Origin of the sequence: Mesorhizobium sp. B2-6-2 (assembly GCF_006440615.1) — a bacterium.
Taxonomy (GTDB): Bacteria; Pseudomonadota; Alphaproteobacteria; order Rhizobiales; family Rhizobiaceae; genus Mesorhizobium.
In genome coordinates, this window is sequence record NZ_VFUG01000009.1 from 18,019 (window position 1) to 36,482 (window position 18,464).

The 18,464-nt window shown below is 64.5% G+C and carries 15 protein-coding genes and 1 pseudogene; 6 read left to right on the forward strand and 10 right to left on the reverse strand.

Features of this window, described 5'->3' with window-relative positions; genetic code table 11:
* The first annotated feature begins 80 nt into the window (after positions 1–80).
* The 4 genes from FJ419_RS18410 (at position 81) to FJ419_RS18425 (ending at position 7,146) form a co-directional block, all read left to right on the forward strand.
* Positions 81–806, forward strand: coding sequence for an MgtC/SapB family protein (locus FJ419_RS18410; protein WP_140696406.1), 726 nt, complete (start codon positions 81–83; stop codon positions 804–806).
* Positions 807–909: 103 nt separating this feature from the next.
* Positions 910–2,910, forward strand: a complete 2,001-nt coding sequence (locus FJ419_RS18415) for a protein-L-isoaspartate(D-aspartate) O-methyltransferase (protein ID WP_140696409.1) — start codon at positions 910–912, stop codon at positions 2,908–2,910.
* Between the two features lie 102 nt (positions 2,911–3,012).
* The gene (locus tag FJ419_RS18420; protein WP_140696412.1) at positions 3,013–3,213 is read left to right on the forward strand and encodes a hypothetical protein; all 201 of its coding nucleotides are present in this window, start codon (positions 3,013–3,015) and stop codon (positions 3,211–3,213) included.
* 528 nt (positions 3,214–3,741) lie between these two features.
* Positions 3,742–7,146, forward strand: coding sequence for an acyl-[ACP]--phospholipid O-acyltransferase (locus tag FJ419_RS18425; RefSeq protein ID WP_140696415.1), 3,405 nt, complete (start codon positions 3,742–3,744; stop codon positions 7,144–7,146).
* Positions 7,147–7,296: 150 nt separating this feature from the next.
* Here the strand turns inward: FJ419_RS18425 and FJ419_RS18430 are convergent, their stop codons facing one another.
* The gene (locus FJ419_RS18430; RefSeq protein WP_140696419.1) at positions 7,297–8,256 is read right to left on the reverse strand and encodes a dihydrodipicolinate synthase family protein; all 960 of its coding nucleotides are present in this window, start codon (positions 8,254–8,256) and stop codon (positions 7,297–7,299) included.
* Positions 8,257–8,356: 100 nt separating this feature from the next.
* On the reverse strand, positions 8,357–9,343 hold the full coding sequence (locus FJ419_RS18435) for a zinc-dependent alcohol dehydrogenase family protein (RefSeq protein ID WP_140696422.1): 987 nt from the start codon (positions 9,341–9,343) through the stop codon (positions 8,357–8,359).
* A gap of 101 nt (positions 9,344–9,444) precedes the next feature.
* Here FJ419_RS18435 and FJ419_RS18440 point away from each other — a divergent pair, with 101 nt between their 5' ends.
* Positions 9,445–10,347 carry a LysR family transcriptional regulator gene (locus FJ419_RS18440; protein ID WP_140696425.1) on the forward strand — a complete coding sequence of 301 codons (903 nt, stop codon included), beginning with the start codon at positions 9,445–9,447 and terminating at the stop codon, positions 10,345–10,347.
* Positions 10,348–10,534: 187 nt separating this feature from the next.
* Here FJ419_RS18440 and FJ419_RS18445 read toward each other — a convergent pair whose 3' ends face one another.
* The 7 genes and pseudogenes from FJ419_RS18445 to FJ419_RS18480 form a co-directional block, all read right to left on the reverse strand.
* Positions 10,535–10,888 (reverse strand): hypothetical protein, encoded by a 354-nt coding sequence (locus FJ419_RS18445; RefSeq protein ID WP_246679240.1) that lies wholly within the window; start codon positions 10,886–10,888, stop codon positions 10,535–10,537.
* Positions 10,889–11,349: 461 nt separating this feature from the next.
* Positions 11,350–12,369: an isopenicillin N synthase family oxygenase gene (locus FJ419_RS18455; RefSeq protein WP_140696430.1), complete on the reverse strand. Its 1,020-nt coding sequence runs from the start codon at positions 12,367–12,369 to the stop codon at positions 11,350–11,352.
* Between the two features lie 231 nt (positions 12,370–12,600).
* A pseudogene (locus tag FJ419_RS18460) lies at positions 12,601–12,765 on the reverse strand (ABC transporter permease); the annotation flags it as partial.
* Positions 12,766–12,785: 20 nt separating this feature from the next.
* On the reverse strand, positions 12,786–13,583 hold the full coding sequence (locus FJ419_RS18465) for an amino acid racemase (protein WP_140696433.1): 798 nt from the start codon (positions 13,581–13,583) through the stop codon (positions 12,786–12,788).
* The gene (locus tag FJ419_RS18470; RefSeq protein ID WP_140696436.1) at positions 13,580–14,944 is read right to left on the reverse strand and encodes a cation:dicarboxylase symporter family transporter; all 1,365 of its coding nucleotides are present in this window, start codon (positions 14,942–14,944) and stop codon (positions 13,580–13,582) included. Before FJ419_RS18470 ends, FJ419_RS18465 begins: the two co-directional genes overlap by 4 nt.
* Positions 14,945–14,946: 2 nt before the next feature.
* Positions 14,947–15,783: a transporter substrate-binding domain-containing protein gene (locus FJ419_RS18475; RefSeq protein ID WP_181170746.1), complete on the reverse strand. Its 837-nt coding sequence runs from the start codon at positions 15,781–15,783 to the stop codon at positions 14,947–14,949.
* Positions 15,784–15,985: 202 nt separating this feature from the next.
* Positions 15,986–16,675: an SDR family NAD(P)-dependent oxidoreductase gene (locus FJ419_RS18480; RefSeq protein ID WP_140696439.1), complete on the reverse strand. Its 690-nt coding sequence runs from the start codon at positions 16,673–16,675 to the stop codon at positions 15,986–15,988.
* A gap of 225 nt (positions 16,676–16,900) precedes the next feature.
* Between FJ419_RS18480 and FJ419_RS18485 the strand changes: the two genes are divergently transcribed.
* Entirely contained in the window at positions 16,901–18,016 is a 1,116-nt protein-coding gene (locus FJ419_RS18485) for an anhydro-N-acetylmuramic acid kinase (RefSeq protein ID WP_140696442.1), read from the forward strand.
* Here FJ419_RS18485 and FJ419_RS18490 read toward each other — a convergent pair whose 3' ends face one another.
* Positions 18,017–18,442, reverse strand: coding sequence for a GNAT family N-acetyltransferase (locus FJ419_RS18490; RefSeq protein WP_140696445.1), 426 nt, complete (start codon positions 18,440–18,442; stop codon positions 18,017–18,019).
* Positions 18,443–18,464 lie beyond the last annotated feature (22 nt).

An 18,464-nucleotide genomic window follows, 5' to 3' on the forward strand; every position in this document is an offset into this window, starting at 1 on the left:
GCCAGGGAACCATCAGCGGCCAAGCCTAGTTGAGCATTCCAGACGCAACGGAGGGCGCGCTTAGGCTGCCCCGACGGACCATGCTCACGCCGCTTTGCTGCGACATGCCGCTTCATCCGACCTGGCCGGACCTCGTCGCGCGGCTGCTGGTCACGCTGCTTGCAGGCTTCCTCATTGGCCTGAACCGCGAGGCCCGCGGTCATTCCGCCGGGTTGCGGACGACCATCCTGGTCGGCCTTGCGGCCTGTGTCGCAATGGTCCAGGCCAACATGCTGCTCGATGTCTCGGGCAAAGGACCGGACTCCTTCGTGCGCATGGATGTGATGCGTCTTGCGCTCGGCGTGCTCACCGGTGTCGGCTTCATCGGCGGCGGCGCAATTCTGCGGCGCGGCGATCTGGTCACCGGCGTCACCACCGCCGCCACGATGTGGATCATGACCATGATCGGCCTTGCCTTCGGCGGCGGCCAGTATGGCCTCGGCGCGATTGCAACCGTGCTGACGCTGGTGACGCTGCAGGCGCTGAAATGGGTCGACCTCAAGATCCGGCGCAATCACAGGGCAATCCTTTCGGTCTCCTGGCCGAAAAACGCGCCGCCCGACCTCGAGGAAATGGTACGGCCGCTTGGCTACAGTGCCCGCTTCGTCGGCATGGAGCACGACGCCGACCGTGAGCGCTTTGTTTATTCTTTCAATATTCAGTGGAAGCAGCCCGACGCTATCCCACCTTCGACCGACGTGCTGACGCTTGTCGGCGACCATTGCGCGGTCGAGCGCTTCGAGGTGATCGGCGAGAAGCCGTTCTGAGCGTCGTAACGAAGGATGCTTGAAATCGTCCCGGACATGAAACTTTCCCGCCCGCGGATGGTTCTGGACAGAGATGGTACTTGTCCATGATCGGTAGGCATTGATGGCCGAACTTTCCCTGACCCGCGGCCGGATGGTCGATGTCCAGATCGCCCAGCGTGGAATTCACGACCGCCGGGTCCTGGAGGCCATGCGGGAGGTCCCACGCGAGGCCTTTGTCGATCCCGATTTCGAGGAATTCGCCTACGAGGACACCCCTCTGCCGATCGGCCAGGGTCAGACGATCTCGCAGCCCTTCATGGTCGCCTACATGATCGAAGCCGCCGAGATCGATCCCGGCGACCGCGTTCTCGAGGTTGGTACGGGTTCGGGCTACGCGGCGGCGGTGATGAGTCGTGTTGCGGCCCGCGTCTACACGATAGAGCGCCATGCGATGCTCGCCGAGATCGCCCGGCAGCGGTTCGAACGCCTCGGTTACGACAATATCGAGGTTCGCGCCGGCGACGGCACCAAGGGATGGAGCGACGCCGCTCCGTTCGATGCCATATTGGTGGCCGCAGCCGGTCCCGGCGCGCCGCTGGCGCTTCAGGAACAGCTCGATGTCGGTGGCCGTCTGGTGATCCCCGTCGGCAAGGAGGTCGACGACCAGCGGCTGCTGAAGGTCACCCGGACCGGCGCGACGACCTACGAGGAGGAAGACCTCGGTGGCGTGCAGTTCGTTCCGCTCATCGGAGAAGAAGGCTGGGCGGAACGGCCTCGATACGGAGATGATCGACCGGCGGTGGTCACACCGCAACCGCGCGAAAGAAGCCTGCCGGAGATGATCGCGGTCGCCGCCGAGCCGCTGCCGGATTTCGAGGACCCGGCCTTCGGCGATCTGTTCGACCGCTTCGCGGACCGGCGTGTTGTCCTTCTCGGCGAGGCCAGTCACGGCACCTCCGAATTCTACAAGGCGCGCGGCGCGATCACGCGTCGGCTCATCGAAAAGCATGGCTTCAGCATCGTCGCGGTTGAAGCGGACTGGCCGGATGCCGCGGCCATTGACCGCCATGTCCGCCATCGACCGCCGCGCGCGGCCACAGAGCCGCCGTTCCAGCGCTTTCCCACATGGATGTGGCGCAACACCGATGTCGACGCATTCGTCGGCTGGATGCGGGATCACAATGGAGGCCTCGACGATGTAAACCGCCGGGCCGGCTTTTACGGTCTCGACATCTACAATATGAGCGCGTCGATTGCGGCCGTCCTGCGCTATCTCGACCAGGTCGATCCGGAAGCCGCCGCCGCTGCGCGGCAACGCTATGGCTGCCTGACTCCGTGGCAGAAAGAGCCTTCCACATACGGGCGCGCCGTGCTCACCGCCGGTTATCGCAAATGCGAACAAGCCGTGCTGGAGCAATGTCAGGAGCTGCTTGCAAGGCAGCTCGACTACGCTCGAGAGGACGGCGCCGACTTTCTCGATGCCACGCAGAATGCAAGGCTGATCGCAGCCGCTGAACGCTACTATCGCATCATGTATTACGGCGGGGCGGAATCCTGGAATCTCCGCGACACGCACATGTTCGAGACGCTAGAGCATCTACTCGAGGCGCGCGGCTCGGAGTCAAAGGCCGTCGTCTGGGCCCACAACTCGCATATCGGCGATGCCCGCTTCACCGAGATGGGAACAATCAGGCAGGAGTTGAACATCGGCCAGCTCTGCCGCGAGCGCTTCGGCGACCAAGTGGCGCTGATCGGCTTCGGCACCCATTCCGGAACGGTAGCCGCAGCTTCGGATTGGGACGATCCGATGCAGGTCATGCGGGTGCGCCCTTCGCATGCGGACAGCTACGAACGGCTCTGCCACGACAGTGGGGTGTCGCGGTTCCTGCTCGATATGGACCGCGACGCCGCGCTGAGGCATCGCCTGCTGGAGCGGCGGCTGGAGCGCTTCATCGGCGTGATCTACAGGCCGGAAACCGAACTGCGCAGCCACTATGCCGATGTCTCGCTGCCGCGGCAGTTCGACGCCTTTGTCTGGTTCGACAAGACGAAAGCGGTGACGTCGCTTGGGCCGGAGCATGCCAGGACAGGTGTACCCGAAACCTATCCCTTCGGACTTTGACAAAGTCGGAGTCTCGGAACAGGACGGCGGCCAAAATGCGCACGGGAACATTCGCTTCGGCCAATCAGTTCCTCATCCAGCAAATCTTGGAAGGAGCCTGCCATGAGCACCAAGCATCTCAAATCGCGCAAACCGAGCGACGCCGATCTGGAAAACAATCCGGGCATCGGAACATCAAAGGGCAGCATCAAGGAAGGCGATGATCTCGAGCTCGGCGAGAACACGACCGAAGGCGACGTCGAGAACGACACAACGGCCAGCGGCGGCATCAATCCGCGGCAAAAAATACGCACGAACAAATAGCGCCTAAGCCGGGCGAACGCCTCACATATCCGTTTTTGGCTCTTCTGCGTCGGCGCGAACGAGCTTGATGTCGGCCGCCAGGCGCCGATGTCCTCGCGGCGCAGCGCCGCCGCCATCATGTCCGCCGGTTCCTGCCCTCCCCTATTTTTTTAATCTACCAGTCCAGCTCTTGAACGTCGTTCATTTTTCTCTTGAACGCTGTTCACAATGTGCTATGTTGCGCATGTGAACAATGTTCAAGGATTGTATCCGGCCTGAAACAGACCGGCGCCGGTCCGGCTTAACGCTGAAACGAAAGGATCATATCGATGCTCGCCGACGGCCAAGCCCGCAAACAGTCACGTGCCTGGAAGGCCTGGAGACCGATCGTGGACGACAGATTCCAGGCGCCGAGAACAAGAAACAAATGGTTCGGATTGAATCGCAGTAACGAAGCTTAACGGCTTCCCGATAAACAAGGCTCAAACCGCGCAAGTGTCCGCTCAATCCAATCGGATTGCCAGCCGGACTTGCCCAATGGAAATTGCCATGAACACCCATCTGATGATGTCGTGGCGCTTCGCGCCTCTCTTCTGGACGCAATTCCTCTCAGCCTTCAATGACAATTTCCTGAAGAACACGCTGGTGTTCCTCATTCTGTTCACGCTTGCCAAGGACCAGGCCGCGTCGCTGGTGACGCTGGCGGGCGCTGTCTTCATGGCGCCCTTCCTGCTGCTGTCGGCGCTTGGCGGCGAGATCGCCGACCGCTTCGACAAGGCGCTGATCGCGCGGCGGCTGAAGTTCACCGAGATCGCGGCAGCCGCCGTCGCCGTCGCCGGCATCGCGCTGTCGTCGATCCCGGTGCTGATGACGGCGCTGTTGATGTTCGGCGTCATCTCGGCGCTGTTCGGGCCGATCAAATACGGCATCCTGCCCGATCACCTCGAACGCAAGGAATTGCCCAAGGCCAATGCCTGGATCGAGTCGGCCACCTTCGCAGCGATCCTCGGCGGCACCATCGCCGGCGGCGTCGTCTCCGCCGACGGCATCGGCGTTTGGGTGTTCGGACCGATCATGATGGCGCTGGCCGTCGGCTGCTGGTTCGTCAGCCGCTATATCCCGTCCACCGGTTCGGCCGCGCCCAACCTTGCCATCGACAAGAACATCTTCCGCTCGACCTGGCGGCAGGTCGCCGACTTGCGCACCGACACGCGCATCTGGCGTGCCGGCCTGATGACCTCCTGGTTCTGGCTGGTCGGCGCGATCGTGCTGTCGATCCTGCCGACGCTGATCAAGGATTCGCTCGGCGGCAACGAGATCGCCGTCACCGCCTATCTTGCCGTGTTCGCCGTCTCGATTGCCATCGGCTCGGCCATCGCCGCCTGGATGTCGCAAGGACGCATGGTGCTGCTGCCGGCGCCGGTCGGCACCGCGCTGCTGGCACTGTTCGGCCTGCATCTGGCCTGGACCATCGGCAGCATGCAGCCCTCGCCCAAGGCCGAGACGCTTGCCGCCTTCTTCGCCGGGCCCAACACCATTCGTGTCGCCATCGACCTCGCCGGCATGGCCATCGCCGCCGCCTTCCTGGTGGTGCCGACCTTCGCCGCCGTGCAGGCCTGGTCGCCGGAAGCGCGCCGCGCCCGCGTCGTGGCCGCCGTCAGCATCGTCAATGCCGGCTTCATGACCGTCGGCGGCATCCTCGTCGCCGCGATCCAGGCCGCCGGCGTCTCGATCGCGGGCATCCTGTTCGGCCTCGTCGCGGCCAATGCCATCGCCGCCTGGCTGATGCTGAGATACCTGCCGACCAACCCCTTCCGCGACTTCGTCTCTATCCTCTTCCGCGCATTCCTGCGCCTGGAGATCGAGGGCATCGAAAACCTCAAGGCGGCCGGCAAGGCGCCGATCCTGGCCCTCAACCATGTCAGCTTCCTCGACGGTCCGCTGGCGCTGACGCTGACCGACGAGGAACCAGTCTTCGCCATCGACTATACGATCGCCCAGGCCTGGTGGATGAAGCCGTTCATGAAGCTTGCTCGCGCGCTGCCGCTCAATCCGGCGAAGCCGATGTCGACCCGCACGCTGATCAAGATCGTGCAGGGCGGCGACCCGCTGGTCATTTTCCCGGAAGGCCGCATCACCGTCACCGGCGGCCTGATGAAGGTCTATGACGGCGCGGCCATGGTGGCCGACAAGACCAGCTCGATGGTGGTGCCGGTGCGCATCGAGGGGCTCGAGAAGAGCTACTTCTCGCGGCTGACCTCGCAGCACGTGCGCCGCCGCCTGTTCCCGAAGGTCAAGGTGACCATACTGGAGCCGGTGAAGCTCGAGGTCGCGCAGGAACTGAAGGGCCGCCAGCGTCGTGCCGCGGCCGGCTCCGCGCTCTACCAGGTGATGTCGGACCTGGTCTTCCGCACTCAGGACATCGGCAAGACGGTGCTGGAGAAGATCATCGAGACCGCCAACGAGCGCGGCATGAAGGAGCTCGCCGTGCAGGATCCGGTCGCCGGGTCGCTGAGCTACGGCAAGCTGCTGACGGCCGCCGCCGTGCTCGGCGAGAAGTTCGAGCATCTCTATGCCGGCCAGCAGACATTGGGCATCATGCTGCCCAACGCCAATGGCGCCTGCGCGGCACTGCTCGGCGTGATGTCGGCCGGCAAGGTTCCCGCGATGATCAACTTCACCGCCGGCGCCGCGAACATCCTGTCGGCCTGCAAGGCGGCCGAGGTGCGCACCGTGCTCACCTCCCGCGCCTTCGTCGAACAGGCAAAGCTCGGGCCGGTGGTCGAGGAGATCGGCCGTTCGGTAGACATCGCCTGGCTCGACGACCTGCGGGCCACGATCGGCCTCAAGGACAAGCTGCTCGGCGTGCTCCGCAAGACGACCCCGCGGGTGGCGCGCAAGGCGGACGATCCGGCCGCGATCCTGTTCACCTCGGGCTCGGAAGGCACGCCCAAGGGCGTGGTGCTCACCCACCGCAACATCCTGGCCAATGCCGCCCAGGCCGCCTCGCGCATCGACTTCCACTCGGGCGACAAGGTGTTCAACGTGCTGCCGATCTTCCACTCCTTCGGCATGACGGCGGGCACGGTGCTGCCGCTGATCTCCGGCGTGCCGGTCTATTTCTACCCCTCGCCGCTGCACTACCGCATCGTGCCGGAACTGATCTATGCCTCGAACGCCACGATCATCTTCGGCACCGACACGTTCCTGTCGGGCTACGCCCGCACGGCGCACCCTTACGACTTCCGTTCGGTGCGCTACTGCTTCGCCGGCGCGGAACCGGTCAAGGCCGCCACGCGCACGACCTATATGGAGAAGTTCGGCCTGCGCATCCTGGAAGGCTATGGCGTGACCGAAACCGCGCCGGTGATCGCCATCAACACGCCGATGTACAACAAGTCGGGCAGCGTCGGCAAAATCATGCCCGGCATGGAGTATCGGCTGCAGCCGGTGCCCGGCGTCGATGAAGGCGGCCGGCTCTTCGTGCGCGGCCCGAACGTCATGGCCGGCTATTTGCGCACCGAGAATCCGGGCGTGATCGAGCCGCTCGCCGATGGCTGGCACGACACCGGCGACGTCGTGACAGTCGACGACGCGGGCTTCATCTCGATCCGTGGCCGCGCCAAGCGCTTCGCCAAGATCGGCGGCGAGATGGTCTCGTTGGCCGCGGTGGAGGCACTGGCCGGCGAACTCTGGAAAGGCTCGCTGTCGGCCGTCGCCACGATGCCGGACGCGCGCAAGGGCGAGAAGCTGATCCTGATCACGGAAGCGCCTAACGCCACCCGCGCGGACTTCCTGGCCTTCGCCAAGGCGAACGGCGCCATGGACCTGATGGTGCCGGCCGAAGTGCGCGTCGTGGCGAAAGTGCCGGTGCTCGGTTCCGGCAAGCTCGACTTCGCTGGCGTAACCAGGAAGGTGCGCGGCGAGGAAGACCTGAAGGTCAAGGCCGCCTGACTCGCGTGCGAACAGGCCGGTGCGAAACGCCGGCCTGTTCATTGCCAATCCCTGCCGGGTCCAATCTCTCCGCCGAGGGCAGGCGGCGCGCCCAGGCAGGGTAGGGAGCGGCTAGGAACCGTGGCGCACTGACGCTCCCCGATCACCGGCTCAGGCCGCGTATCTTGCCATGACGGGCTGCCTCGACCATTGCGCATACCAGGTGTCGAACAGCTTGAGCTGCTGCTCGGCATAACCGCGCTGGCTGTCGCTCAGCGCATCCGTCTCGTTGAAGTGCAACCTGTATTCGGGATTACCCTTCAGCACCATCATGTGCTTGAAATAGAGCACGAGGTCCGGTCCCTCGTCGAAAGAGGACAGCACGGCCAGTGCCGCGTCCAGTTCCTGCGCCAGCCGGCGCGCTTCGGCATCGCCCTTCGCCGCCGTCTGGCTGAGGCCCACCAGATGCAGCACTTCCTTGGGGAGGACATTGCCGATGCCGGTGATGGCGCCCGAAGCGCCGCAATTGACGAAACCGTGGAAGACGGCGGTATCGACACCGATCATCAGCGCAACGTCATCGTCGCGGCTGGTGATGTTTTCCGCCGCGTAGCGCAAATCCGCCGGGCCGCCGAACTCCTTGAAGCCGACCAGGTTCGGATGCTCGGCGCGCAGCGCGAAGAAGAGGTCGGCGCGCGTGGCAAAGCCGTAATAGGGACTGTTGTAGATGACGGCCGGCAGGTCGGGCGCGGCGGCAAGGATTGCCTTGAAGTGGTGGCGCTGCGCGCTGACCGAGGGGCCGCGCGACAAGACGCGCGGGATGACCATCAGGCCCCGGGCGCCGACCTTTTGCGCATGCGCGGCGTGCGCCACGGCGCTGGCGGTGTTGACCGCGCCGGTGCCGACGATCACCGGAACGCCGGCCTTCACCAGGCGCTCGACGCCTTCCATGCGCTGCGCGTCGTTCAGCAGCGGCCAGTCGCCCATGGAACCGCAATAGACGACGGCCGACATGCCGGCGGCGATCAGCTCGCGCCCCTTGCGCACCAGCGCGTCGAAGTCGGGAAGTCGGTCATCGGTGCAGGGCGTCATCAGCGCCGGCATGCAGCCGGAAAAAACATTGGCGGTCATCTTCGAAGTCTCCTTGAGGCAGGCATGCGGAATGACCAGTTTGGCCCGGCGCAGCACCGCTTGCCAAGCGGATAGTCGCTTTTCCCGCTGAAGCCGAGCCTCAAACGGTCACCACGATCTTGCCGACCTGTTCCCCTGCTTCCAGAAAACGGTGCGCCTCGGCGATCTTCTCGAACGGAAACGTCCTAGCGATGACCGGGTTCAACGCGCCTGATGCGAGGCCGTCGAGGATGAAGGCCTTGGCGGCTTCAAGCCGGGCGGGATCACCGGTGATCTCGTGGACGAGGTAGCCGCGCAACGTCAGCGTCTTCGCCAGGACATCGAACAGCGGAAACGGCGTCGCCTCGGGGCTGAGGCCGCCATATTCGATGAGAATGCCGCCGCGCGCCATCGCGGCCGTCAGCGGCGTGAAGATCGGGCCGCCGACCGCGTCGAGGACCACGCGCATGCCGTGCGGCGCGATCTCTCTCAGCCGCGCCTCGAGGTCTTCCTCCTGCGAGGTCACGACATAAGCGGCGCCGGCGTCGAGCAGGGCACTCTTCTTGGCCGATGTCCGGGTCACGGCGATCGGCACGGCGCCAATTCTGTTGGCGATCTGGATGGCGGCAAGCCCGACGCTGCTCGACGCCGCGGTGATGACGACGGGCTCGTCAGGGCCGAGACTCGCGATATCGACAAGCGCGCCATAGGCGGTGAGATATTGCATCCATGTCGCGGCGGCGGCCTCGAACGAAAGCGATGGCGGATGTTTTACCACAAGCTCGGCCGGAAAATTCACGAGCTCGCCATAGGCCGGCCAGCGCGCCATCGAGCGCGGCGGGATGATGCTGACCGCATCGCCCAGTGCGAAGATTTCCACGCCGGCTCCCACCGTCTCGACGATCCCCGCCGCTTCGAGGCCGAGGCCGGACGGCAGCGTCGGCGTCTCGATGTAAGAGCCGTTGCGCATCAAGGCTTCGGCCCGGTTCAAACCCAGCGCCCTGACGCGGATCCGCACCTCGCCGGGTCCCGGCGACGGAACATCCATATCCTCGATGCGAAGCACCTCTGGACCGCCGTGACTGTGAAAGCGAAAAACCTTTGCCATCCTGCAACTCCAAACCCAACCGATGGAATGGACTATGCAGCGGTATCGAGAACCGATAAATCGGCATGCAGGCAGAACAGTCGAAACGATTGGTTTTTAATATGGATCGCCTCGAAAGCATGGAAGCGTTCGTCAAAGCTGTCGATCTCGGCTCGTTCGCGGCCGCCGCGGCGGCGCTCGACCTGTCGGGGCCGATGGTCGGCAAGCATGTCCGCTTCCTCGAAGAGCGGCTCGGCATGCGGCTCATCAACCGCACCACGCGCCGGCAGAGCCTGACCGATTTCGGGCGCGCCTATTACGAGCGCTGCAGGATCGTGCTGGCCGAAGCGCAAGCGACCGATGCATTGGCAGCCGACCAGTTGTCCGAGCCGCGCGGAAAACTGCGCGTGACGATGCCGGCGCATTTCGGTCGCCACTGCGTCACGCCGATCCTGCTTGCGCTTGCCCGGCGTTATCCGACGCTGGAATTGGACCTGTCGCTCAGCGATCGCTTCGCCGATCTCGTCGAGGACGGTTTCGACCTGGCGATCCGCACCGGCACGCTGGACGACAGGGCCGGCATCATCGCGCGCCGCGTCGCGCGCCAGCGCATGATCGTCTGCGCCTCGCCGTCCTACATCGAAAGCTTCGGCCGCCCATTTCAGCTCGAAGACATCGCCAGCTATCAGGCGATCATCTACCGGCGGCTCGGGCAGGCGCTGCAGCCATGGCTGTTTACGCGCGACGATGACTCGGTGACGCAGATCGCCCCCGCCGGCCGGCTGCGGCTCGACGACCTCGACGCCATCGCCGATGCGGCAACCGACGGCATGGGACTGGCCTGGCTGCCATACTGGTTGGTGCGACAACGCATTGAGGGCGGCACACTGGTCCGCCTGCTGCCTGAGCAACGGGACTATCTCTATGACTGCCATGCGCTCCGGCTGCAGGCGCCGCATTTGCCGCTGAAAGTGCGGCTGGCCATCGACGCGCTGGCGGCGGGGTTGCCGAAGATGATGAGCTAGTGGCCCTGCACAGGGACTTTGACCGGTCTGCTCTGTTTGCGTTGGCGGGCGGCATGCCTTGGAGATTGGCCGAAACGCCCATCGCGATCGTCATTCCAGGGCGGAGCAGGAGCGAAGCTCCGTCGCGAAGATCGGCCCTTCAGCATTGCGGACATTCCGGGTTCGACGTCTATGCGGCTGATGCCTTTCACACTGTAGAGCGCAGAAGGGCCTGCATGTGTTCTGGCAAGTCGAGCTCGCCGCGCGCCTCGATCTCCAAAAGGTATCGGGCCTTGGCCAGGCGGTCGCCTTCCTTGACCGCCCGATAGGCGCAGATGGCCAGCAGCGCCTTCTCCTCCTCTCGGCCGGCCTCGATGTGGTCACGGCTATGGCTGCCCCTTTTGTGGACGGCTTTGCCGAACGCTGCGTACGCTACCTTGTGCGTCTCAATCAGGGCGAACAGGTCATTGGATGGTTGCCGGTCACGCCTCAGCGCCTTTGTGCTGTGACCGTTTGCGGCGACGGTCGAGGCAACGACAGCGCAGCCGGAATGAAAGAGCAAGACGCGGCGGCTGATCCTGGACGTGGCGAACTCTCCTCTTCACTTTACGGCAGGCCCGAGCGGATGCCGTGAACATCACCAACACCGTAACACAACGGTTCGCGCATTCATGTCAGGATGGATAGCGAGGAAAACGCGCTTGAGGTTCGAGCGCGCGGAACATTCGAGCAGCCGGCAGACCGGACCGGAGCCGGTGAAGGGTCGACATCCAAATGCAGGCCGAGCGCCTCGCCGGTCTGATCGGCGGATTCCCGACGCAGATAAGAAAAAGGCCGGGCGCGAAAGCGGCCCGGCCAAAGTATGAAGGTCATAACCTTCAGAGGGGAACATCGCCCGGCGCAATGGGAGGAAAACACCGAGCGATACCTCCTATGTGGGCCTGAACCGGCATATTTTCCACGAACGGAATTCCAAAAAAAGCTGGAAACGCGAAAAAATCTCGCTCAAGTCGGACGAAATCGTCAGCTGATGGCCGATGCTTTTTCCAGAAGGTCGGCATAGTGACGCCGCGCCACGTCGGGATGCGACCGCAGGCGGCTTTTCAGTACATTGGTTCCGACGTTGCGGAAGAGCGGATTGTCGGGATCGCTGGCCGGGCCGCGCGCTTCGGCAGCGAGTTCCTCCGGCAGGTCGAGCAGCGGGATTGTGGCATCGAGCCGGGCGCTGAAGAAGAACGGCACGGAAATGCGTTCGACGCCGGCTGGCGGCGTGACGACGCGATGCACGGTTGCCCTGAGATAGCCGTTCGAGGCGAGCTCCAGCAACTCGCCGATGTTGACGACCAGCGTTCGCGGGATCGGGTCGACATCGACCCAGCTGCCGTCATATTCGACCTGCAGGCCCTTGTTCTCATCCTGCAGCAGAAGCGTGAGAAACCCGCCGTCCTTATGCGCGCCGACGCCCTGGTCGTCATCGGTGGCGTGGCGGCCAGGATAGCGCACGATCTTCATGCGGTGGTTCGGCTCACCGCGATAGATCGGATCGAAGGCGTCCTCCGGCTGGTCGAGCGACAGCGCGAAGGCTTTCAGCAGCCGGATCGCCACGTCGGTCGCCTTGGCCTGCCAGGCAAGCAGCCCGGGCTTCAGGTCGGGAAGCGCGGCAGGCCACTGGTTCGGACCCTGCAGCCGCGTCCAGGCCGGCACGCCCGGCCCTTGCGCAATCGTCGCGCGCTCGACGCCGATGTCGAGCTGCTCGCGCCAGTCGGCCTTGCCTTTGGTCAGCTCGCCGCCGGCGCGCGTATAGCCGCGAAACTGCGGCGACTTGACCATCTCGATGTCGAGCTTGTCGGCCTCCGGCAAGGCGAAGAAGCGACGCGCGGCGTCGAGCACTGCATCGATCTCCGGCTGGGTGATGCCGTGGCCGCTCAGATAGAAGAATCCGACATCGCGAGCGGCGGTACGCAGATCGAACAGAAATGTCCGCAGTTCCGATGCGCCCTGCTCCAGGCGGTCGAGATCGAGCACCGGGATTATTCTGGGCATGGACAGGCTCCTCTTGGCGGTAAACTCTTTTTTTCGCAATCCCGGACGGAAAACCGCTGCGCACTTTTCCCGGAATTGCTCATGCGACTGCGACCGCTTCGCACGATGACATCAGCATCATCGCGGGTGAAGAAACGCACCGCCCAATCTCGTTGCAAACGGAGCAAGCCGGCGCTCAATTCCCGCCTTTTGCGGCAAATTGCGTTCGCGCCGGCGCCCCTGCTCGCCCGGTCAGCGATGATCCAGCCGCGCGATGAGCCGGTCGCCGATCCACTGGATGCCGCAGACCAGCACGATGGGAACGACCACGGCGACCATGACGCTGGTCTCGAAGCGCTGATAGCCGTGGCGGATGGCGAGGTCGCCGAGACCGTCGGCGCCGATGGCGCCGGCCATATGGCAAAGGCGGGCAGCGCCTATGAAGCGCGCCGGGCAAGACGCAAGGGTAATCGGTCGCCTCCCGGCAGCGACGAGACGGTCGGCAAGCCGCGCCCCTCCAGCGTGGCAAAGCCCAATCGGGTCAGGCAGGCTCGTGCCAGGGCCGCATTGCTGTCGACGACCACCAGTCCGGCCGGATCGTTGAGGCTGGCGGCCACCACGGACAGTTCGGTGCAGCCGAGCAGTGCCGCATCGGCGCCGGCCATTTGCGCGAGGTCGAGCGCGCGCTCAGTCTCAGCCGCGGCTTGCGCAATCGAACCGGCCTTGACGAGCATGATCGCGCTGTCGACGCGCTCCTGAAACTCGGCGTCCTGCGCAAGGCAGAGGTCGAATCCCGCCGCCGATATCCTGTCCTGATAAAAGCCGGAGACCAGCGTACCCCGGGTTGCAAGGTTCGCAACCCTGCCCCGATCCAGGCTCCGGCGGATCTCCGCCACCACCGCGTCGGCGATGTGGATGATCTCGGCTGGCGAGTTCGCCGCCAGCCTGTCGTACCAATGATGTGCGGTGTTGCAGGGCATGGCGATACAGGCAACGCCGAGCGCGTTGAGCGTCGAGACCGCAGCTTGCAGCGGCGCCAGGGGGCCGTCATGGCCAGCCAGGATCGCTTCGGTCCTGTCGGGCAGTTGCGGCACGCTGAGGATGACGGAAGGCACATGCTCGTTGTCGCGCAGCGCCCCGGTCATCCGGGTCAGCTTGAAGTAGAAGTCGGCCGATGCGAGCGGCCCGAGACCGCCGATGATGCCGAGCCGCGGACGAATGCCGTCGTCGATCATCGGGCGGGCTCGGCTTCGAGCTCTTGCGCGACGGTTTCAGCAGCCTGCGCCGCTTCCCGATGGCTGGGCGCGATCATTGCCGTGCTTGCGGCCACGGTAGAGACGCTGGACAGCGTCATCAGCGTGTCCACGGCCGCGTCCACCGCGACGAACAGGACGAACGCCGCCTCGAAGGGAAGCTTCAGATAGCCACAGACAATGGACATCTGCGACAGGATGAGCAGGCTGCCCATGCCGCCTGTCGTCAGCGCCAGAAGCGCGGATACGACACCGACAAGCAAGAGGTCCGGGATCGCCAGCGGATGGCCGTAGAGCTGGGCGATGAACAGGACGCCCGAGGTGTAGACCAGCGCCGGGCCGGTCCGCAGCAGCGCCGCCTGCAGGGGCACGAGCAGCTCGACCACCACCAGGTTGAACCTCAGGCGCTCGGTCAAAAGGTTGATGACCCAGGGCAGCGAGGCGACCGTGGAGCGCGTTGTGATGGCCACCATCAGAAGCGGCTGAAGGGTCTTGATCGTGGCCCAGTAGCTTCGCCGCGAGCGTATGGCGATGACGGCAAACGCGCCGGCGAGGAATGTCACGCAGGAAAGGCCCATCACCAGCAGGTAGCCACCCATCAGCGTCAGCGGCTTGATGCCGGTCGACGCGGTCTGGTCGGCGATCAGGATGAAGGTCGCGAAGGGCAATCCCCAGACGAACCAGTTGGTCAGCACCGTGCAGGCCTTGTACACCGCGTTGAGCGCCTGTGAGAGGCTGAGCGACGAGGGCTGGGGAATCTTGCCCATTGCTAGCCCGAAAAGCAGGCAGAACAACAGGACCTGGATGGTCTGGCCCGAGGCCAGCGCGTTGAAGACGTTGTTCGGCACCAGATCCAGGAAGATCGAATGAGCGCTGTTCGGATCGCCGGTGGACGGCGGCGGCTGGAACGGGAATGCGAGATCGGTGGAGACGCTGCCTTGGGAATTGATGAACTCGCCGAGCTCGATGCGCGACTGCGGGTTCTCGATCTGGCCGGGCTTGAGGATCAGCGAATAGGTGCCGCTGACCAGCACGGCGAGGAACGATACGACCAGTACCGCTATGCCGACTTTGCCGAGGTAGCGGACCGATTTCGGATCCTGGACCATCGCGGTGATGGAGAAGATCACCGACGAGACCAGATAGGGCAGGACGACCATCTTGAGGAAATTCAGATAGACCTGCGCGACAGGGCTGATCGCATGGGCGAAGGCCGGGTAATAGAGGCCGCACAGGATCCCGGCCAGGATCATGATGATCGTCGTCGCCGGCGAGCGCAGGATGCGCTTTGCCGCCAGGCGCCAATCGAAAGCCATGGCTGCGGCTGCATCCGAGACGGCCATTGTCAGGCTTTGCTCCCCTGGCGATAACGCGCGATGATCTCGTCGGTGTTGAGGACCTGCTGGCCTCGCGCGAGATCGAGATAGAGATCGACGAAGGCCGCCAGATGCGGATTGTCCGGACTGATGCCGACGGCGATCGTATCGACCTTGTCGGTCAACGTGATCGAGCGCGCGACCACCGTCATCGACGGATCGTCTACCATCAGCTTCTTGATCTCGAAATCGTCGCGATAGGCGAGGTCGATCGTGCCGTTGCGGATCGCATCGATCACCGTATTCCAGCCGGCGAAGCGCTGGATCGTCGCGTGCGGAAACGTGGCGGCCGCGTAGGTGGCGAAGGACGAGCCTTCGATCACGCCGAGATCGCCGGAGAAATCACGGATGATCTGCTCAGGCGGCTTGCCCTGCGTGATGCGCGCCAGGTTGACGCGGTTCGCCAGCAGCCCCTGGTGCAGCATGGCGTAAGGCCGCGAATAGAGGATCGAGCGGCCGCGCCGGAGGGTGCGGCTCAGCTTGCCGATCGCAAGGTCCGCCTGGCCGGACGTCAGCTGCTGCACCATAGCGTCGAAGGTCCCGGCTGATCGGTCGAACACCGGTTCGACGCCGAGTTCCGCGGCTATGCCACGCGCCAGGTCCATATCGATGCCGCTGTCCCCAGAGCCGTCGGCCGGGAAGAAGGGATCGGAAGCGAAGGCTGGCATGGCGATGCGCAGCTTGTTGTCGCTGACGATGGGTTTGGGAGCGTCTTGCGCCTGGGCCGGCGTGGCCAGGGCTTGCGCCTGCGCGAGCAGCAGCCCTCCGCCTCCGGCTGCAAACAGCGTGCGACGTGTAAGCGGCATGCGCATTTCTCTATCGTACAGGAGAGCCGGACAACAATTCTGACCGATGCGCAGTATGCACGCCGAAGTTAAGTAAAGGTATCTTTTGTTTTGCGCCTTTTTACATTGCAGACGGCTGAAATGGCATCAGGATACATGCAGACTTTCTAAAGTTAACGAGACTGCGGCCAGGCATGTTGTTGCGCGGTTCGTGCGAGGGTTGTCAGAACGTCTCGACCCAGGGCCTCAGCTCGACCTCGAAGCTCCAGGCGCTGCGATGCTGGAGATGGACGGCGAGATAGGTCTCGGCGATCGCATCGGGCGAGAGGCGACGATCCGGACGGTCGGGCTCGGGCGTCTGCCCGGCCGGCTCGATCTGGCCGTCGATGATGAAATGCGCGACATGGATGTTCTTCGGGCCGAGCTCGCGCGCCATTGATTGCGCCAGCCCGCGCAGGCCGAATTTCGGCATGGCGAAACCGGCGGAACCGGAGAACCCTTTCAGGCTTGCGCTGGCGCCGGTGAAAAGGATTGAGCCGGAACCACGTGCAAGAAGCCGGCGCGCCGCCTGCTGGCCGACAAGGAAGCCGCCATAGGCACCGACGAGCAGGGCTTGCTTGACCGCTTGCGCGTCGAGCTCGGCGATCGGGCCGCGCGTACGGCCGCTGGCGTTGAAGACGGCAATTTCGAGGGGACCTGCCTTGTCGGCCGTCTCGAAGAGGCGCTCGACGGAGGCTGCGTCCGATACGTCTGTTTCGACGGCCTGCGCGCCGGTTTCCTTGACCAGCGCGGCCAGTTTGTCGACGTTGCGGGCGGCAAGGACGACACGGAAATCCTCCTTGGCGAGAAGCCGCGCCAGCGAGGCGCTTAACCCGGAACCGGCGCCCGCGATCACTGCGACGTTGGCTGCCATGGCGTTTCCTCCTTACGATAATCCATCCGGGCAGTCGCCCGGCCGATGGTCTTGTTCGCAGCCTCGCGCCTTCTTCGCCGAGAGGCAAGAACGGCGTTGTTTCGTTTTCACCGTTCGATGCAAAAGCCGTCGGTCTACGCGCCGGCCTGCTCGGGTGTAGCGAGACACTTGCCTGCCGGGCCGATCCGTCCGACACGTGAATGAAGGGCGATTCGAGGAACGACAATGGAACCAATCTGGGCTGTCGGCCTGATGACCGGCACGGTGCTCGACGGCAATATCGACGTGGCGCTGATCAAGACGGACGGCGAGCGCATCGCCGACACCGGCACCTACACGCTGGCCCCCTATCCGCAATCGATCCGCGCCCTGCTGGAAGAAACGCTGCGCCAGGCGCGCGCCTGGAATTTCGAAGGGCCGGAGCCGGCGATTTTTCGCGAAGCCGAGGAGGCGCTGACGCGCGCGCAGTCGGCGGCGGTCAAGGATCTGGTCGAGAGCCAGGGGATGAGCATGGCCGATATCGGCATCGTCGGCTTCCATGGCCAGACCGTGCTGCATCGCGCCCCGCAGCCGGGACGCATCGGCCGCACCCGCCAGCTCGGCGATGGCGAGCTGATGGCCTCGCTGCTCGGCACCAAGGTCGCCTATGATTTCCGCTCGGCCGATGTCGCGGCCGGCGGGCAAGGCGCGCCTTTGGCCGCCGTCTATCATGCCGCGTTGCTTAAAGAGGCGGACGCCAGCGGCGACACCGCCGTGCTCAATCTCGGCGGCGTCGGCAACATCACATGGTGGGACGGCAAAGACGCAATCGTCGCCTTCGACACCGGTCCGGCCAACGCGCCGGTCAACGATTTCATCAAGTTGAAAGGCCTCGGCGAGATGGACCGCGACGGCAGGCTGGCCGCCGCCGGCAAGGTCGATGAGGAACGGCTCGCCAGGCTCTTGCAGCATCCGTACCTGACGAAGCCCTATCCGAAATCGCTCGACCGCTTCGACTTCACCGCGGCGATGGCCGAAGGGCTGAACGCCGAGGACGGCGCTGCGACGCTGACCGCCTTCACCGTCTCAGCCGTCGGCAAGGCGCTCGACCTGTTGCCGCGTCGACCGAAGCGGCTCGCGGTCAGCGGCGGCGGCCGCCACAATCCGACGATGATGGCAATGCTCGAAAGCCGCGCCGGCGTTGAAGTGGTGCAGGCCGAGACGCTCGGATGGAAGGGTGACGCCGTCGAGGCGGAATGTTTCGCTTTCCTCGCCGTGCGCGTGCTGCGCGGCCTGCCGATCAGCTTTCCGAGCACCACCGGCGCGCCAAAGCCGATGCGCGGCGGAAAGTTGGCGGACTGATCAGGACGACAGTTTCTTCTGCAGGAAGATGCGGCTGCGGCCGGTGGGGAAGTCAGTCAGCGTGCCGAACGGTTGATAGCCCTGGCGCCGGTAAACCTTCTCGGCGATCGGATTGAAAGTGTCGATCCAGGCGCCGTGGCAGCCGCGCGCGACAGCCTCCTGTTCGGCCGCGTCGAGCATGCCGGCGGCAACGCCTTTTCCGCGCAGCTTTTCGTCGACCCACAGCCACTGCACGTAGAGCCAGCCCCAGGCAGTGTAGCCGGAAACACCGGCGACAACGACTCCGCGCTCGGCGCGCACGAAAACCGCCAGCGACTGTCGGCCCGAGGCGCCGACATCGGCATCGTTGAAAGCGGTAAGGCTTCCGCCCAGGAAAGCGAGGTCCTGCGGCGAGGGCTCGGCGGTGATCTCGAGGCTCGTCTTCATCGGCTGCGACTCCGGTTCGCAA

Coding starts and splice junctions, on each gene's coding strand:
- FJ419_RS18410 (WP_140696406.1), top strand. CDS start 81: ATGCTCACGCCGCTTTGCTGCGACATGCCGCTTCATCCGACCTGGCCG.
- FJ419_RS18415 (WP_140696409.1), top strand. CDS start 910: ATGGCCGAACTTTCCCTGACCCGCGGCCGGATGGTCGATGTCCAGATC.
- FJ419_RS18420 (WP_140696412.1), top strand. CDS start 3,013: ATGAGCACCAAGCATCTCAAATCGCGCAAACCGAGCGACGCCGATCTG.
- FJ419_RS18425 (WP_140696415.1), top strand. CDS start 3,742: ATGAACACCCATCTGATGATGTCGTGGCGCTTCGCGCCTCTCTTCTGG.
- FJ419_RS18430 (WP_140696419.1), bottom strand. CDS start 8,256: ATGACCGCCAATGTTTTTTCCGGCTGCATGCCGGCGCTGATGACGCCC.
- FJ419_RS18435 (WP_140696422.1), bottom strand. CDS start 9,343: ATGGCAAAGGTTTTTCGCTTTCACAGTCACGGCGGTCCAGAGGTGCTT.
- FJ419_RS18440 (WP_140696425.1), top strand. CDS start 9,445: ATGGATCGCCTCGAAAGCATGGAAGCGTTCGTCAAAGCTGTCGATCTC.
- FJ419_RS18455 (WP_140696430.1), bottom strand. CDS start 12,369: ATGCCCAGAATAATCCCGGTGCTCGATCTCGACCGCCTGGAGCAGGGC.
- FJ419_RS18465 (WP_140696433.1), bottom strand. CDS start 13,583: ATGATCGACGACGGCATTCGTCCGCGGCTCGGCATCATCGGCGGTCTC.
- FJ419_RS18470 (WP_140696436.1), bottom strand. CDS start 14,944: ATGGCCGTCTCGGATGCAGCCGCAGCCATGGCTTTCGATTGGCGCCTG.
- FJ419_RS18475 (WP_181170746.1), bottom strand. CDS start 15,783: ATGCCGCTTACACGTCGCACGCTGTTTGCAGCCGGAGGCGGAGGGCTG.
- FJ419_RS18480 (WP_140696439.1), bottom strand. CDS start 16,675: ATGGCAGCCAACGTCGCAGTGATCGCGGGCGCCGGTTCCGGGTTAAGC.
- FJ419_RS18485 (WP_140696442.1), top strand. CDS start 16,901: ATGGAACCAATCTGGGCTGTCGGCCTGATGACCGGCACGGTGCTCGAC.
- FJ419_RS18490 (WP_140696445.1), bottom strand. CDS start 18,442: ATGAAGACGAGCCTCGAGATCACCGCCGAGCCCTCGCCGCAGGACCTC.